Genomic DNA, 16,717 nt, shown 5'->3' on the forward strand with positions numbered 1-16,717 from the left:
GTCGGTGGCGGTCACCTTGGACCTTCGGGCTCGGGCGCGTCCGGGGCGTCTGCAGCGGGCCCGTCGGAAGCACCCGCGTCGCTCGCTCGGGGGCTCCCGCCGCCGTGCGGCGTCCGCCGTTCGCGGACCCTGACGGTGTGACTCGTCTCGGTCGCGTCGTCGACGACGAGCGCCTCGCCGGTGCCGGTCGGGAGCCGCTCGGCGAGGCCGCCCGCGAGGTACGTCGCCTCGGCCTCCGTGAGCCGGGCCACGTCGCGCTCGGCGGTGAGCCGGTGACAGACCAGCAGGTCCGACTGGGAGACGGCGACGCTCGGCAGGGCGCCCGGGCGCTGCGTCGCGCAGACGAGCGAGACCCCCGGCGCGCGGCCGCGGGTCAGGAGCGTTCGGAGGGCGGGGTCGGCGACGCCGCCGAAGAAGGCGTGCGCCTCGTCGACGAGCAGCCACGGGAGCCGGTCGAGGTCGCCGCCGATCCGGGCGTCGTAGAGCCCGCGGGCGACCGCCCTGACGACGGCGGCCGCGGCGGCCTCGGGGACCCCGGCGAGGTCGAGCACGGTCGGAGTCCCGTCGGTCGCGAGGGCGGTGATCGGCGGCGCCTCGGCGTCGAACGCGCCCCACGACGCCGCGAGCCGAAGGTGGTTCGCGGCCGCGAGGCGCGCGCTCTCCGGCGCGTCGGCCTCGGCGACGCGGTCGCGCAGGTCGGCGACCGAGACCGTCCCCGCGCCCGCCGTCGCGTCGGCGACGGCCCGCCACACCACCCCGCCCGGGCCGCCCGTCGGGTCGAGGCCGAGCAGGTCCGGCCACGCGGACGCCGGGACCGCGTCCGGACGGATCGACGGCTCGACCGTGGGACCGCCCACGGCCCGGAGGCCCTCGAAGACGCCCATCGGATCGACGACGACCGGGGAGACGCCCGACGCGTCCGCGAGCCCCTCGGCGAGGACGCCGAGCGTGTACGACTTCCCGGTGCCGCGCTTGCCGAAGACGACGCCGGCGTGCGGCCGGTCCGCGTCGACGCCGACCGGGGCTCCGGCGGTACCGTCGCGGGCGAGAAAGGAGCCGAGACGGACGGTCGGGAGCGACGCGGCGCGGTCCCCGTCCGCCTCGCGTCCGAGCACGTGCATACCGGCGGTGGCCGCGGTATCGCCCAAAAGGGTCGGGGAGGCGAGACGGGCGAGCTCGTCGACGACGGCGCTACCGAGCCGACCGCTTATGAGCGATGCCGCGGCCAGGGGCCGTATGTCGGACTCGAAACGCGACGGACGCACCGCGAACCGCCGATCGTTCCGCGCGGACAGCCGCGCGATCGAGGGGTTACCGGTCAGACTGGTGATCGCCCTCGTCGTCGGCGTCGCCAGCCTCAGCGTGATGATGGGGATGATCGGGGACATCGAGGGGCTCGCCGCGACCGAGGTGGACGCGCAGCCGCAGCCGGAGGTGACGACGCCCGGCGAGCAGTCCATCGACGTCTCCGTCATCGACCCCGACGGCGGGCGGGTCGCCGACGCGACGGTCCTCGTCCGCAGCGGGTCGGCGCAGATCGACGGGGTCGCGACGGCGGAGACGAACGAGGAGGGGGTCGCGACCGTCGACGTCGCGCCGGAGCTGGGACCGAACCAGCCTGACGGGACGCTCACGGTCGACGTCAAGCCGCCGGCAGAGGGCGACTACGTCGACGAGCGGGAGAACACGGCGGTGCTCGTCGTCGAGGAGTGACGGAGGGGACGCGTCGGGGCGCTTCGTTCCCTCACAGGCGGTCGTCCCAGTCGATCCACTCCTGCTCCCACCCGTGTCGCGCGAAGTGGCCCTGTTCGGCCCGCTCGGCGTCCTCGCGGCGCGTGCGGTTCCGCTCCACGCCGCGCTGCTCCCCGTCGACGAGCATCGGCCGGAGGCGGGCCGGACCGGCGGTCTCGACGGTGCGGAACCCGGGCGGGGCGTCGTCGTCCGCTCCCGCGGTTCCGTCCGGCCTCGGCTCGATCGCCGCGACCGTCTGCACCGCGTTCCCCCGCGGGTAGACGATCCGCCCGCCGTCGGCGAGCTGCTCCCTGAGCGCGCGGGGCGGTTCGAGGACCGCGGCCTCCAGGAGGATCCGGTCGTACGGCGCGTACTCCGGCAGCCCGTTGGCGCCGTCTCGCCGGTCGACGAGGACGGCGTCGTGGCCCGCCGCGGAGAGGTTCGACCGCGCGATCGACACCGCCTCGCGGTCGATGTCGACCGCGTGGACGTGTCTCGCGCCCGCGATCTCGGCGAGCAGCGCGACCGAGTAGCCGACGCCGGCGCCGACCACGAGGACGTCGTCGCCCTCCGCGGCGTCCAGCGCGGTGATCAGTCGCACCACCGTCGCCGGCGCGAGGACGCGCGTCCCGGCCTCGTCGCTCGCGGCGTTCGCGTACGGGGAGTCGTCGACGAACGCCTCTCGCGGGACCCGCTTGAGGGCCGTCAGCACGGCGGCGCCGAGCGGCTCGCCGAGCTCGTGTTCGAGCCCCTCGATCATGTCCGCCCGCAGCGACGCCTCGTCCATGGTCGGGCTCGGTGCTCGGTCGCCTAAAACCGCTCGTTCGGCGCGGCGGCGGGACGGTTCGGGTCGGGCGAGGCCCGTCACCGCATCGGCACGAACCGGACGCCGCCGTGGTCCTCCCGCTCGACGCCGTCTTCGCGGACCGTCAGGCGCACGAGCCGCTGACCGCCGCCGAGGAGCCCCCCGTCCTCGACCGGCGCGACGACCCGACCGCCGGTCCGGACCTGGTCGACTATCGGGTCGGGGACGCCGCCGGACGGGGCGCACGTCAGGGAGGCCGCGTCGAACGGCGCCTCGTCGCGGAACGCCTCGCGGCCGTCGCCGGCCCGGACGGTCACGTCGTAGCCGAGCCGGTCGAGCCGCTCGCGGGCGTCGGCGGCGAGCTCGGGGACGTACTCGGCGCTGTAGACGTTGCCCCCGCCGACGAGCTCGGCGAGGACGGCGGCGTGGTAGCCGCAGCCGGTGCCGACTTCGAGGACGCGGTCGCCGCGGTCCGGATCGAGGAGGTCCGTCATCACCGCGACCATGTGCGGCGCGCTGATCGTCTGGTCGCGGCCGATCGGGAGCGGCCGGTCGGCGTAGGCGCGCGAGCGGTGGCTCTCGGGGACGAACTCGTGTCTGGGGACGGCCTCGATCGCCGACAGCGTGCGCTCGCTCACGTCGAGGCGCTCCCGGAGCGCGTCGACGAGCTCCCGGCGAGCGGCCGCGCGGTCGGGGGGCTCACCGCGCTCCGGACCGTCTCGTGAACTCGGTCCGTTCGCGTCGTCCATGCGATACGGTAGCACGGCTACCGTGGAGAAACTGTCGGCGGTGCCGGCTCGTCGTCAGGGGGCCGGTGGCGTCAGCTCACGTCGATGCTGTGGCCCTCGCCGCTCTCCGACCGCTTCGGGAGCGTGACGGTGAGGACTCCGTTCTCGTAGGAGGCGGTCGCGCCGTCGCGCTCGACGGGCTCAGCGATCGGGACCCGTCGCGAGACGGACCGCGACCGGCGCTCGCGGCGGCGGTACCGGACTCCCTCCGCGTCCGCGTCGCCCGCTCCGTCCGCGACGTCGCGCTCCTCCTCGCGGGTGGCCGCGATCGACAGCGACTCCTCGCGCAGTTCGACGTCGATGTCCTCGTCGTCGAACCCCGGGAGGTCGGCGAGCACCGTGATCGACTCGTCGTCCTCGATCACGTCGACGGCGACGTCGCGGGCGCCGGGGAGTCGGGGACCCCCCGGCGCGTCGAGCGTCCCGCCGAGCTCCTCGAACTCGCGGCCCATCCGTTCGAGCAGTTCCTCGATCTCGCCGAAGGGATCGCGTCGCGTCATACAGGTCAGGATTCGTGACGGAGCGACTTGAACGTACGGGCGCGAGGGTCGAACGGGTCGGCGAGAGCGCCGTCGCCGGGCCTCAGAGGAACGGCCGCCAGTAGTACGGGCTGACGAACCCCTCGATGAACGCGGCGACGGCGATGAGTACGCCGACGCCGACCAGCACCCAGAACGCGGTCTCCAGGGCGTCGGCGAACTCGGCGCGGGAGCGCCGCCCGCGGAGCGTCCGCCACGAGACGATCCCGAGGCGGACCCCGAGCGCGCCGGAGACGAACAGCGCCGGGATTTCGAGGATCCCGTGAGGGACGACGAACGCCGCGAGCGCGGCGAGGTTCTCCTCTAACGCGGCCGTGGCGCCAAGCGCGAGGCCGTTGAACGCGATCGACGACAGCGCCGGTACCACGAGGGCGACGCCCGCCAGCGACGTCGCGATCGCGACCGTCCAGTTGTTGCCGAAGAAGTTGAGCGCCGCCACGGGCGGGACGTGACCGACGAGCCGGCCCTCGATCGAGGTCGTGAGCGCGCCGACGAACGGGTCGACCGCGAGCCAGCCGAGTGCGCCGAACCCGACGCCGACGGCGACGGCGAGGACGTGCAGGCCGGGGCTCCCGCGCACGAACGCGGTCATCTCGCGCCAGCCGCGGCGGACGCCGCCGGACAGCTGCGCGCGGAGGCTCGCCTCGGGGGGGTCGTGCGGGTCGACCGCGCCGCGGTAGTCGCCGTAGAGGACGGTCTTGAGCAGGTCGAGCGCGGGCGCCGCGGCGACCGCGCTGACGAGCGCGACGATCGCGCCGCCGCCGAGGAACGCCAGCGCGGAGGCGGCCGACGAGATCGCGACGAGGACGCCGACGGCGACGACGAGGTACGCGGCGGCGTCGGCCGGGTTCGATCGGACGAACCCGCCGGCGCCCTCCACGGCGCCGACCGCGCCCGCGTCGTCGACGACGACGGCCGCCGGGGCGAACGCGAAGACGGCCCGCACGAGCAGGAGGGCGACGAAGCCGACGAGGAGGGCGACGAGCGCGGCCGCGGCGCCGAGGAACGGGTCGACGGCGAACGCGGCGCCGACCGCGATCCCGCCGAGGAGGAGGACGCCGAGCCAGCAGAGCAGCTCGGCGACGTAGATCCCGAGGAACGTGAGCCAGCGGTCCCGGACGCCGGCGATCCCGGCGGTGAGCCCGCGGGCGCTCCGAAGCCGGGCGACGACGGCGGACATCTGGCCGGCCGACACCGCGGCGTACGTCAGGACCGCGATCGCCGCGGTCGCGAGCGTTCCGGCCAGGACGAGGGCGAGCGCGGTCGGCGACGCGAGCGGTTCGAGCGCCGGGGCGAGCGACTCGCCCCACGCCTGCAGCGCCTCGGGGTCCTGCGTGTCGGGCGGCGTCAGGTCCAGCCTCGCGAGCGACTCGCGGGCGGCCGCGAGCCGACCGGTGAGTTCGAGGTGGAGGTAGACGCCGGCGAGCGCGGTGAACAGGCCGATCCGAGCGATGACGGGGACCGCCGTTCCGAGGAGGTAGAACGGGATCAGGTCAGCGGGGCGCCGCCGGAGGGTGGAGGCCGCGGCGGTGACGGCGGATGACAGATCCATGCGGAGCGGTTCGGTCGTTCGACACTTAATGGGTCCGTGTGTCGCGAGTCGGGTCGGCTCGCGCCCGACCACCGCGTCGCGGCTCAGTCCGTCGCCGGCTCCTCCGCCTCGTCGACCTCGGGGTCGACCCCGCTGCCGCGCTCCGCCATGAGGTCCGCGGCGCGCCCGGCCCAGCCGGAGTACCGGAAGCCCGCGGCGACGACGAGGGCCATCCAGGCGTACGCGAGCGAGACGCCGACGTACGCGCCCGTCGGACCGAGACCGACCGTCCGCCCGAGCAGCCACGACGCGCCGAGGAACAGCCCGAACATCCCCGACACCCGCGCGACGAGCGGGATCCGCGTCTCGCTCGCGCCCTGCAGCGCGCCGGAGAGCGCGGAGAAGCAGGCGAGCGCGGTCCCGGCGACCCCGTAGACGCGGGCGAAGTCGACCGCGTAGCGGACCGTCGCCGCGTCGTCGGTGAACAGCGGGACGAGCCGCGGCGCGGCGACGACGAGGCCGCCGCCGATCGCCCCGACCGTGAGCGCGCCGAGCCCGGCGACCGCCCACCCGTTGAACCGCGCCTCGTCCGGGTCGCCGGCGCCGAGCGCCTGCCCGACGAGCACCGAGGCCGCCACGTTGTACCCGCGCGAGAGCGGTCCGGTCACCTGCTGGTACGCCCGCCGCCCGATCTGGAAGCCGGCGTTGACCGCCTCGCCGAAGCCGAGGAGGAGGGCGTTGAACGGGAACTCCGCGAGCTCCGAGCCGAACCCCTCCGCCACCCGCGGCGCGCTCACGCGGAGGAGCTGGCCGGCGATCGTGAGGTCGCGGGGGCGCGCGAAGCTCGCGTCGGTCCGGGGGCCCCGGATCGCGAGACAGAGGAGGCCGGCGGTGAGCACGTTCGCGCCCGCGGTCGCCAGCCCGACGCCGACGACTTCGAGCCGCGGGAGGCCGAACAGCCCCAGCCCGAGCGCGACGGAGCCGACGATGTTGAGCGAGTTGGCCGCAATGTTAACGTACATCGGCGTTCGGGTGTCGCCGGTCCCCTGCAGCGCGCGGGCGCCGACCAGGGCGACGTGACGCGCGGGCGCGGTCGCGAACACGATCGCGAGGTACGTCGAGCCGAGGGCGACGACCTCGGGCGCGGTCCGCTCCCCGACCAGCCGGCCGAAGGCGTCGATCGCGAGCTCGCCGAAGGCGAGGCCGAACAGCACGAACGGGACCCCGGCGAGCGCGCCGATCAGGATCGCCTGCGTCACGGCCTCGTCGCGGTTCTCGGCGGCGCCTGCGCCCGTGTCCTGCGAGGAGAGCGCGATCGCGCCGCCGCCGAGGCCGAGCCCGATCCGGAGCGGGAACCGGGCGTAGAGGTCGGCGAGCCCGACGGCGACGACCGCGGACGGCGAGAACAGCGCGGTGACGAGCACGTCGGTCGTCCGCATCGCGGTGCGGAACGTCTGCTCGGCCATGACGGGCCACGCGAGCGCGAAGACGCGCCGCCAGACATCGCGCAGCCGCGGGAGATCCATGCGTCACGCCGGAGGGTCGTGCGCCGCTTTTAGGTGTCGGAGCCGGTCGAGACCGCCGGAGCCGCCGTCGGCGTCGACGGCCGATCGGCGGTCCCGGTCGACTCCGCGCGCGGGAGCGTCACCTCGAACAGGGCGCCGCCGAGGTCGGAGTCCGCGACCGCGATCTCCCCGCCGTAGGCGTCGACGAGCGCGTCGACGATCTGGAGCCCGCCCGTGTCGTCTCCGGCGTCGAAGAGCGCGTCGCGTCGCTCCGGCGGGATCCCGGGACCGTCGTCGGCGACGGAGAGGGTGACCGTCTCGGGGCCGGCGCGGACGGCGACGCGGACCAGCGCGTTCGGACCGGCGTGCTCGACGGCGTTCTCGACGAGGTTGTCGACGACGGACCGGAGGCCGTCGGTGGCCGCGACCGGCGCCGGCTCGTCGAGGTCGACCTCGACGGTGACGCCCTGGGCCCGGTCGACGTCGTCGACGACCGACCGGGCCGTGCTCGCGAGGTCCATCGGCCGGAGCGTCGCGTCGCCGAGGAGCGCGTCCGCGATCCCGCTCGTGGCCTCGATCAGGTCGAGCCCCTCCTGCGCCTTGCGGGAGATGACGGTTCGGGGGTCGGCGTCGCCGGCGTCGTCCCCGAGGTCCGCGTATCCCCGGATCGTCGCGAAGTCGTTCCGGAGGTCGTGACGCAGCAGGTGGTTGACGAACGACACCGCCCGCGTCGCCTCGCGGGCGCGGCGCGCCTCCGACGCCTGCCGCACCGCGTAGTACCCGGCGACGATGCCCGCGAGGGCGCCGGCGCCCGCGGAGACCAGGAGCGGGAACGCCGGCTCGACGAGCGGCCGTCCCTCGAAGGCGCGGACGAGCAGCGTCGCGCCGATCGCGCCGAGGGCCGTGAGCGCGCCCGCGACCGTCCACCGCGCGACCCGCCGCTCCCCGCACCGCGGGAGTCCGGCCCGGGAGAGCCGTCGGCCGGCGTAGACTACGGCGAGCGCGAGCCCGCCGTCGAGCGCCAGGGCGAGTATCGGACCGGTCGAATCCCGAACGGCGCCGAGCTCGCTCCAGTGGTGGACGACCGCCGCGAGGAGGATCGCGGCCCCGAGCGCGGAGACGACCAGGTGGCCGCGGGGGCGATACATGCGCTCACCCAGGCGGGCGGCGATCAAAACCTTTGGGCCGAACGGCGGCGCACGCCCGAAGCTTCAAGCGTGCGAACGACCCACACGACCCATGGACGTGTTCGCGTACGGGACGCTGACCGAGCCCGACCGCGTCGCCGCGGTGCTCGACTCGTACGTCTACGTCGGCCCGGCGACCCTGACGGGGCTCCGCCCCGTGGAGGGGCGGTACCCGACGCTCGTACCGGGAGGCGAGACGGCCGGTCGGCTCCTCCGGACCGACGAGACGGCCGCGCTCGACGAGTACGAGGGCGTCGAGGACGGGCTGTACCATCGGGTGAGCGTCCCGCTCGACGCGCCGGACGGGCACCCGGACCGGGCCGCCGTCTACGTGGGCGACCCCGAGCGCCTCGACGCGGACGCCTCGTGGCCGGACGCGACGCGGTCGGACGCGGCGCAATCGGACGCGGCGCGGTCGGACGCGATGCGATCGGACGCGGGATCCGCGGACGACCCCGCGGACCTCGATCGGGGGTTCGCCGAGCGCGTCGCGGCGTACCTCGAACGGGCCGACGTGCGGGTGCGGCTGACCCCCGAAAACCCCGTCTGACGGAGGAATGACGGCGCCGCTGTCGTGCGGTTTCACTTTCGCTCCGCTAGCCCCACCTTTTTGTATTCAGCCCGCTTGGTTTCAGGTGCACGTCACACGCGTGCATTCCCCCCTTCACGGACGGCGAGCCGGTCGCTCGCCCGTCGGCTTCCGCCCGATCCGGAGCGTGTCGTCCGTCGTTCGGTCGGAATCGGGAGCGACGCGGCGGACCGGAACCGATTAGCGGGCGGCGCGGCGACGGGGAGGCATGCTGTCCCTCTCCGACGTTCACGCGGCGCGCGAGCGCGTCGACGGCGTGGCGCGTCACACGCCCTTAGAGCGGTCGCGGACCTTCTCCGAGATGAGCGGCGCGGACGTCCGGCTCAAGCTGGAGAACTTCCAGCGGACCGGGGCGTTCAAGATCCGCGGCGCGATGAACCGGATCGCGACGCTCTCCGACGCGGAGCGCGAGGCCGGGGTCGTCACCGCGAGCGCGGGGAACCACGCGCAGGGCGTCGCCCTCGCGGCCCAGCGCGCGGGCGTCGACGCCACCGTCGTGATGCCGAAGTTCGCGCCCGTCTCGAAGGTGAAGGCCACCCGCGGGTACGGCGCGAGCGTCCGCCTGGAGGGCGTCGACTACGACGAGGCGCAGGCGTACGCCCACGAGCTGGAGCGCGAGGAGGGCCGCACCTACGTCCACGCCTTCGACGACCCGGTCGTGATGGCCGGGCAGGGGACGCTCGGCCTGGAGATCGTCGACGACTGCCCCGAGCTCGACACGGTCGTCGTCCCGATCGGCGGCGGCGGGCTCATCTCGGGGGTCGCCGTCGCGGTCAAAGAGCAGCTCCCCGACGCGCGCGTCGTCGGCGTGCAGGCCGACGGGGCGGCGTCGGCCGCGAAGTCGCTCGAAGCCGGCGAAGTCACGGAGATCGACAGCGTCGACACGATCGCCGACGGGATCGCCACGCGCGCGGTCGGCGAGGCGACCCTCGAAGTCATGACCGAGTACGTCGACGAGGTCGTCACCGTCGACGACCGCGAGATCGCCTTAGCCCTCACGCTGCTCCTCGAACGCGCCAAGACGCTCGTGGAGGGCGCGGGGGCGGTCGCGCTCGCCGCCGTCCTCTCCGAGGCGTTCGAGTACGACGACGGCGAGACGGTCGTCGCCGCGCTCTGCGGCGGGAACATCGACCTCAACCGCCTCGGCACCGTGATCCGGCGCGGGCTGGTCCAGATGGGTCGATACCTCAAGATCACGGTCAGCCTGAAGGACCGGCCTGGCGAGCTGGAGCGCGTCTCCAGCATCGTCGCGCGCACCGGCGCGAACGTGTACGCGGTCCACCACGACCGCACCTCGCGCGACGTGGCCGTCAACGCCGCCGAGCTCGAACTCGAATTAGAGACCGACGACGCCGAACACGCCGCCGACATCGTCGACGCGCTCGAAGCCGACGGATACGAGGTCGAGGTCCTGTCCTGAGTCGAGCGGCGGCTTTTATAAACAGAACGGCGGCGGCGCGTGCCGGTGAGCGGCCGACAGGCCGCGAACCGCACGCGCGAGGGACGCGGTGAGTGAGGGGCGACCGCAGGGAGTCCCGAACGAACCGCGAGGCTGGGGAGGCGTGAGGTGCGGTCGCCGTGCTGGGCGGGGCGGGACTCAAAGGGGCAGGGGCGAGGACGAAGCACGGCGCAGTAAGCACCGCAGCGAGGGAGCGAACGAAGTGAGCGACCAAGCGAGGAGCACAGCAAGCCGCGCGAGTTCTCGCGCCTGGGGCTTTGCCGGTGTTCACGGGAGTAATGTCGGTGACGTATCGCCGAACGGCCGGTACTGTGGAGGTAGTCGCCGTCGAGTCAGTATTCGCGTGTCGTCGAGCAGCCGGGGGCGTGTCGGTGTTCGCCGCGACCGCGACTCACTCCGACGAGTTCGTCGAATCGGTCGCGGATTCCGAGGCCGAAACGCTTCCGCTCACGCTCGTCGATCCGCCGAGGAGGGAGGAGTCCGAGTCGCCGCGCAGCGTCGTGACCGTCTCGCCGTCCTGTTTCACGATCAGGGTCCAGGGATCGTCGCCCGCGGGAATCCGCATCGTGCCGTTGTAGCGGACGACGCCCGAACACGACCGGGACGCGTTCCCGGCCTCCTCGATCGGCACGTCGAGGACGTAGGCGGACTCGTTCAGCCGTTCGAACGTCGGATCCCCGACGGCGTACGAGGAACTCGGCAGGGAGACGTTTCGAGCGTACGTTATCTCCGTGTTCTCGGGCCCGGCGGACACCGCGGTCGAACTGTTGGCCGCGAACTCGTCGGGGCAGCGGACCTCGTCGGAATCGAAGTGAAGCAGCGCCGGCTGATCGCTCGCTCCGCCGAAGAGGCTGCCGGGCCCTCCCGACACGGGGCCGGCGAGGGCGACGGCGCTACCGGCCACGAACAACGCGAGCGCGACGACGACGACGGCCAGACTACGTCTGCTCATCACGTTTCGGACGACGGGGGAGACGCGGATAGTACCGCGTATAACTCAAAGAGGGGTTTGCGTCACCGATCGCCTCACGGGCGCAGACGGAACCGCCGGGGCGGTGAACCGAACGCGCCGGAACCGACGAACCGCCTCTCAGTCGTCCGCGGTCGCGGCGTCGACCTCGCCCTCGTACAGCTCGCCGGCGCGCTCGCGCTCGGAGAGGTAGTCGTCGGCGTCGAGCGCGGCCTGCACGCCCATCCCGCTGGCGGTGGCCGCCTGCTGGTAGTGGAAGTCGACCACGTCGCCCGCGCCGAAGAGCCCCTCGACGCCGGTCCGGGTCTGCCCGCCGCCGCGGCCGCCCTCGGTGATCAGGTAGCCGTCGTCGTCGGTCTCGATCCCCGTCCCCTCTAGGAAATCGGTGTTCGGCGTGTGGCCGATGGCGAAGAAGACGGCGCCGACGTCGAAGTCGTACTCGTCGACCTCGTCGGCGGTCGCGGGGTCGTCGAGCTTCTCCTTCGGGTGGCCCTCGGGGTGCTCCACGAGCGTCACGTGGTCAACGCCGTCCTCCGGCGTGCCGTGGATCTCGGTGAGCTCGGTGTTGAGGAGGAGCTCGATCTCGCCGTCGTCGACCTTGTCCATCACGCGCTCGATCCAGACGTCCTCCGCGCGGAACTCCTCGCGGCGGTGGGCGATATAGACGGTGTCCGCGAACTTCGTCAGGAAGTTCGCCTCCTCCATGGCCGCGTCGCCGCCGCCGACGACGAGCATGTCCTCACCGCGGAAGAACGCGCCGTCGCAGGTCGCGCACGTCGAGAGCCCGTACCCCATCAGCTCGTTCTCGCCGGGGACGCCGAGGGTCCGGGCGCTCGCGCCGGAGGCGGCGATCACGGCGTCGGCGGTGTAGACGTCGCCGTTGGTGAGCTCGACGCGGAAGTGGCCCACCGGCTCCTTCGAGACGTCCTCGATGACCCCGTTGCGGGCCTCGGCGCCGAACTTCTCGGCCTGCGCTTTCATGTCGTTGATCAGCTGCGGGCCGGAGATCCCCTCGGGGAAGCCGGGGTAGTTCTCCACGTCGGTGGTCAGCGTGAGCTGGCCGCCCGGCTCGTCGCCCTCGATGAGCAGGGGGTCGTTGTTCGACCGCGCGGCGTAGATCGCGGCGGAGAGCCCCGCGATACCGGTGCCGGCGATGATCAGTCGGCGGTGGTCGACGACGTCGTCGGTCATGTGAGACCGTTCGCCGCCGCGAAGTATGTAGGTTGCGCCATCGGGCGCGGTTGCCGAACGCGAGCCGACGGGCGCGTGACGCGGCCGCGGGGACCCGAGCCGGCGCGTCCCCGCCCCCGCCCTCAGTCGGTCGGGAACTCCGACGCCGCGCCGGTCGGCTGCGTCGGCGCGTCGTCGAGCGCCTCGAAGAAGCGCCCGGAGACGAACGTCTCGACGACCTCCGGCAGCGACTCCGACTCCGACACCTCCTCCAAGATGCCGAGCGGGACCTGCGCGCCGGCCATCGTGGCGTGGCCGCCGGCGGAGCCGACCGGGTCGAGCGCGTCGCGGAGGAGCTCGCCCACGTCGAGGTCCGTGCCGCGCGACCGCGCGGAGCCGTAGATCACCCCGTCCATGTAGCCGTAGACGAACGTGACCGCGACCCCGTCGAGGTCGAGGAGGCGCTCCGCCGCCTGCGCGAGCGTGTCGCGGTCGCTGATCTCGCCGACGCAGGAGGCGACCGTCGACCCCCGCACGTCGCGCCCCTCGATGGCGTTTGCGAGCACCCGGAGCGTCTCCTGGCTCACGCTCGGGCTCTCGACGCGTTCGAGCGTGGACTCGTCGGCGAGCGGCGACAGCGACGCCGCCGCCTCGAAGTCCGGGATCGACGTCGACCGCGTGAAGTCCTTCGTGTCGATCCGGATCCCGTACAGCAGGGCCGTGGCGAGGGGCCGGTCCGGCTCGACGCCGAGTCGAGAGAGGTACTCCTCGATCAGCGTGCTCGTCGCGCCGACGTCCGGCCGGATGTCGACGAACGACCCCGCGACCGGCCCGCGCGGCGGGTGGTGGTCGACCACGACGTCGACCGGGTGTCCCTCGGGGAGGCTGTCGTTGATCCCCGCCCGCGAGTGGTCGACGAGGGCGACGCCGTCGTAGTCGTCGAGGTCGATCCCGTCGAACGTCGACAGCGAGAGGTCGAGGAGGTTCACCATCGCGCGGTTCTCCTGGTGGGCGATCTCGCCGCCGTAACAGGGGTCGGCGGGGACGCCGACGACGTCCGCGACCCGCGCCAGCCCGATCGCGCTCGCGATGGCGTCCGGGTCGGGGTTGTCGTGGGCGACGACGAGGAGGGGGCCGGAGAGCTCGCGGAGCGTCGCGAGCAGCCGGACCGGGAGCTCGTCGGTCCCCCCCTCGTCGCCGTCGGCGCCGATCGCCTCGCAGACGCGGGTGACGAGCGCCTCGACCGGGTCGACGACGCGGTCGGCGGCCGCCTCCAGCGCCGACCGCTCGGCCGCGGTCGGACTCGTCCCGACGTGCGCCACGATCATCGCGTCGGGGTAGCGCTCCCGCGCGGCCTCCGCGGCGGCGACGTTGCGCGCGGGGTCGTCGCTCGCGACCAGCACGACCGCGGCGCGGTCGGGGTACGCCGACGGGTCGGTGGGGTCGGCCTCGACGGTGGCGACGTTGCGGTCGCGGAGCGTCGACGCCCACCCGGTGTCGTCGGTGATCGCGATCAGCTCGCCGCGCTCTCCGCGGCTGCGCTCGACGAGCGTGTTCCCGACCGCGCTACAGCCGAGCAGCAGACGCCGGGCCATACGGGCGCGACGCGACCCGAGAGGAAAACGCTGCCGTCATTCGTCGGGGACGTCGTCGCCCTCCGGAGGGCCGCCGTCGAGAGCGTCGCCCTCCGGAGGCCCGCCGTCGGGAGCGTCGCCCTCCCGCAGCGCCCCGTTCACCGCGGCGGCCACGTCGACCGCGGCGCGGTTCTCCGCCACGTCGTGGACGCGCACGAGGTCGGCGCCGCGGTCGGCGGCGAGCGCGGTGGCGGCGACGGTGGCGTGCTCGCGGTCGTCCGGGTCGCGACCGACGGCGCCGAACATCGACTTGTGCGAGTGCCCGATCAGCACCGGGCAGTCGAGCGCGGCGAACTCCCCGACGCGGTCGACCAGCTCGAACGCCTCGGCCGCCGACTTCCCGAAGCCGAGCCCGGGGTCGACGATCACCTTGTCCCGGTCGATCCCGGCCGTGTCGGCGAGCGCCAGCCGCTCGCGGAGCGACGCGATCACGTCGCCGACCGCGTCGTCGTACTCGGGGTCGTTCGTCGGGTCGACCGGCGCGTCGAGGCTGTGCATCACGACGACGGGGCAGTCCGCCTCGGCGACGACCTCGCGCATCGCCGGGTCCTCCAGCCCGGTCACGTCGTTGATGACGTCGGCGCCGGCCTCCAGCGCCGCCGCCGCGACCTCGGCCTTCCGCGTGTCGACCGAGACCAGCACGTCGCCGTCGGCGACCGCCGGCACCGACCGCACCGCCTCGACCGTCGGGACGACGCGGTCGATCTCCTCGTCGACGGGGACCGGCTCCGCGCCCGGCCGGGTCGACTCGCCGCCGACGTCGACGACGTCGACCCCGGCCTCGACCATGCGCTCGGCGCCGGCGACCGCGTCTTCGAGGGCCTCGTGGCGCCCGCCGTCGTGGAAGGAGTCCGGCGTGACGTTGAGCACGCCCATCACCGCGGTGCCGTCGGACCAGGGGTAGTCGGGGGCGGCGTCCGACCCCTCCTCGGCGTCCGATCGGTCCCCGTCGAGCCCGAGTCGCCCCGCGAGGTCGGTCGCGACGCCCGCGAGCCCCTCGCCCTCCCGGTCGCGCAGGCGGTCGAGCAGCCCGCGGTACTCCGCGACGGTCGCGCCGAGCGTGACCGGGACCTGCTCGCCGCCGGGGACGCGGCCCTCGCCGGCGCCGAGCCCGCCGATCGCGGCGTCGCCGCCGACCTCGCGGACCGCGGCCGCGAGGCGCTCGGCGTGGTCGCCGCGCAGCCGGAGCGTGAGGACGCGGTGGTCGAGCCCGTCGGCGCGGGCCGCGGCCGCGTCGGGCGGGACTCCGGCCGCGTCGAGCGCGCGGCGGGCGTCGGTGTTCCGACTCCCTCCGCCGCGGTCGCCCTCGCCCCGTCCGCCCGCCCCGCCGACCGACCGCGGCGTCACGGTCCGGAGCCGGGCGGCGCGCGCCTCGGCGACCGCGAACAGCGAGCCGACGAGCAGCACGCAGTCGTCCGGGTCGGCGCGGGCGACCGCGCGGTCCAGCGCGGCGGCCACGTCGCCGCCGACGGTCACCTCGTCGACGCCGGCGCCGCGGAGCGCGGCCGCGAGCACCTCGGGGTCCTCCGCGCGGTCGAGCGCCGGCCGGCAGGTGACCGCCGAAGCGGCGTCGGGGAGCGCGCTCGCGGCGCCCGCGTGGTCCTTGTCGTGCATCGCCGCGTACACGAGGTGGAGGTCGTCGTAGTCGTACTCGTCGAGCGTCCCGGCGAGCGTCCGGCAGGCGGCCGGGTTGTGCGCGCCGTCGAGCACGGTCAGCGGCGCCGTCTCGACCACCTCGAACCGGCCGGGCCACGTCGCCCGCGCGAGCCCGTCGCGGACGGCCGACTCCGGGATGGGGTCCGAGGCGCCGTCTTCCGCGTCCGCCACCGCGGCCGCGGTCCGTCGGGCCAGCGCGACGGCGACCCCCGCGTTCGTCGCCTGGTGGTCGCCGACGAGCGGGATCCGGTAGGTCCCCGCGACCTCGCCCGCGAGCGTCGCCTCGGCGTCGGTGGGGCTCACGCGCCCGTCGTAGGCGACGGAGAGGGTCGGATCCGGGTCGGGACCGTCGCCGCCGTCGGCGTCCGTGCCGTCGACGTCCGTGCCGTCGGCGTCCCGGTCCGAGCCCGCCCCCACCACCGTCGCGACCGGCGCGCCCGCCTCGCCGGCGACCTCGCGGACGACGCCGAGCGCCTCGCCCTCGCAGGCCGTCACGAGGGGGGCGCCCGGCTCGGCGATCCGGGCCTTCGTGCGGGCGATCTCGGCGATCGTGTCGCCGAGGACGTCGGTGTGTTCGAGCGAGACGTTCGTCACGGCGGTCGCGACCGGGTCGACCGCGCTGGTCGCGTCGTACTCGCCGCCGAGCCCGACCTCCAGTACCGCGACGTCGACGTCGCGGCGCGCGAAGTCGCGGATCGCCATCGCCGTGACGACCTCGAAGAAGGTGAGCGGCTCGCCGGCGGCGGCGCGCTCGACGAGCCACGGCTTCGCCTCGGCCACGAAGTCGGCGACCGCGTCCTCGGTGATCGGGAGCCCGTCGACGCGGACGCGCTCGGCGAGCGCGGAGAGGTGCGGCGAGGTGTAGAGGCCGACCGAGAGCCCGGCCTCGCGCAGGATCGACTCGGTCATGCGCGCCGCGCTCCCCTTCCCGTTCGAGCCGGCCACCTGCACGAACGGCACGTCGTCCTCGGGGTTGCCGAGCCGGTCGAGCAGCGCCGCGATCCGCTCGGTCCCGGGCTTGACCGAGAAGCGGCGGAGGTCGAAGAGGAACGCCGCCGCCTCGTGGTAGTCCATGTCCCTGGGTCGGCGCCGCGTCGCTTAGGCGTAACGGACCCGAGCGAGCTGGGACGGCACCGCCGACGCGAGGACCGGC

At 74.3% G+C, this 16,717-nt stretch carries 14 protein-coding genes; 3 read left to right on the forward strand and 11 right to left on the reverse strand.

Going from position 1 to position 16,717, the window contains the following annotated elements; translation table 11 throughout:
• Positions 1-11: 11 nt before the first annotated feature.
• Positions 12-1,121, reverse strand: coding sequence for an ATP-binding protein (locus NO900_RS10320; RefSeq protein ID WP_256409138.1), 1,110 nt, complete (start codon positions 1,119-1,121; stop codon positions 12-14).
• A 115-nt stretch (positions 1,122-1,236) separates the two neighbouring features.
• On the opposite strand from NO900_RS10320, the gene NO900_RS10325 reads away from it, so the two are divergent.
• Positions 1,237-1,713: a DUF7382 domain-containing protein gene (locus NO900_RS10325; RefSeq protein WP_256409139.1), complete on the forward strand. Its 477-nt coding sequence runs from the start codon at positions 1,237-1,239 to the stop codon at positions 1,711-1,713.
• Between the two features lie 31 nt (positions 1,714-1,744).
• On the opposite strand, the gene NO900_RS10330 is transcribed toward NO900_RS10325, so the two are convergent.
• From NO900_RS10330 to NO900_RS10355, 6 genes are all read right to left on the reverse strand, one after another.
• A complete protein-coding gene (locus tag NO900_RS10330) occupies positions 1,745-2,518 on the reverse strand; it encodes a protein-L-isoaspartate O-methyltransferase family protein (protein ID WP_256409140.1) in 774 nt (257 codons plus the stop codon).
• A gap of 77 nt (positions 2,519-2,595) precedes the next feature.
• Positions 2,596-3,285: a protein-L-isoaspartate(D-aspartate) O-methyltransferase gene (locus tag NO900_RS10335; protein WP_256409141.1), complete on the reverse strand. Its 690-nt coding sequence runs from the start codon at positions 3,283-3,285 to the stop codon at positions 2,596-2,598.
• Between the two features lie 71 nt (positions 3,286-3,356).
• Positions 3,357-3,824, reverse strand: a complete 468-nt coding sequence (locus tag NO900_RS10340; protein WP_256409142.1) for an Hsp20/alpha crystallin family protein — start codon at positions 3,822-3,824, stop codon at positions 3,357-3,359.
• 82 nt (positions 3,825-3,906) lie between these two features.
• Positions 3,907-5,415 (reverse strand): stage II sporulation protein M, encoded by a 1,509-nt coding sequence (locus tag NO900_RS10345; protein ID WP_256409143.1) that lies wholly within the window; start codon positions 5,413-5,415, stop codon positions 3,907-3,909.
• Positions 5,416-5,498: 83 nt separating this feature from the next.
• A complete protein-coding gene (locus NO900_RS10350) occupies positions 5,499-6,920 on the reverse strand; it encodes an MATE family efflux transporter (RefSeq protein WP_256409144.1) in 1,422 nt (473 codons plus the stop codon).
• Between the two features lie 29 nt (positions 6,921-6,949).
• Positions 6,950-8,047, reverse strand: a complete 1,098-nt coding sequence (locus NO900_RS10355) for an ATP-binding protein (RefSeq protein ID WP_256409145.1) — start codon at positions 8,045-8,047, stop codon at positions 6,950-6,952.
• 91 nt (positions 8,048-8,138) lie between these two features.
• Here NO900_RS10355 and NO900_RS10360 point away from each other — a divergent pair, with 91 nt between their 5' ends.
• Together NO900_RS10360 and ilvA are read left to right on the forward strand one after the other, a co-directional pair.
• Positions 8,139-8,636, forward strand: a complete 498-nt coding sequence (locus NO900_RS10360; RefSeq protein ID WP_256409146.1) for a gamma-glutamylcyclotransferase family protein — start codon at positions 8,139-8,141, stop codon at positions 8,634-8,636.
• Positions 8,637-8,883: 247 nt separating this feature from the next.
• Positions 8,884-10,095, forward strand: coding sequence for a threonine ammonia-lyase (gene ilvA, locus NO900_RS10365; protein WP_256409147.1), 1,212 nt, complete (start codon positions 8,884-8,886; stop codon positions 10,093-10,095).
• A 430-nt stretch (positions 10,096-10,525) separates the two neighbouring features.
• Here the strand turns inward: ilvA and NO900_RS10370 are convergent, their stop codons facing one another.
• The 4 genes from NO900_RS10370 to folP all read right to left on the reverse strand — a co-directional run bounded on the left by NO900_RS10370 (position 10,526) and on the right by folP (position 16,638).
• Positions 10,526-11,086 carry a hypothetical protein gene (locus NO900_RS10370; protein ID WP_256409148.1) on the reverse strand — a complete coding sequence of 187 codons (561 nt, stop codon included), beginning with the start codon at positions 11,084-11,086 and terminating at the stop codon, positions 10,526-10,528.
• 138 nt (positions 11,087-11,224) lie between these two features.
• Positions 11,225-12,295, reverse strand: a complete 1,071-nt coding sequence (locus NO900_RS10375; RefSeq protein ID WP_256409149.1) for an NAD(P)/FAD-dependent oxidoreductase — start codon at positions 12,293-12,295, stop codon at positions 11,225-11,227.
• A 122-nt stretch (positions 12,296-12,417) separates the two neighbouring features.
• Positions 12,418-13,869, reverse strand: a complete 1,452-nt coding sequence (locus NO900_RS10380) for a DHH family phosphoesterase (protein WP_256409150.1) — start codon at positions 13,867-13,869, stop codon at positions 12,418-12,420.
• A 36-nt stretch (positions 13,870-13,905) separates the two neighbouring features.
• Positions 13,906-16,638, reverse strand: a complete 2,733-nt coding sequence (gene folP, locus NO900_RS10385; protein ID WP_256409151.1) for a dihydropteroate synthase — start codon at positions 16,636-16,638, stop codon at positions 13,906-13,908.
• Positions 16,639-16,717 lie beyond the last annotated feature (79 nt).

The organism is Halorubrum rutilum (assembly GCF_024494565.1).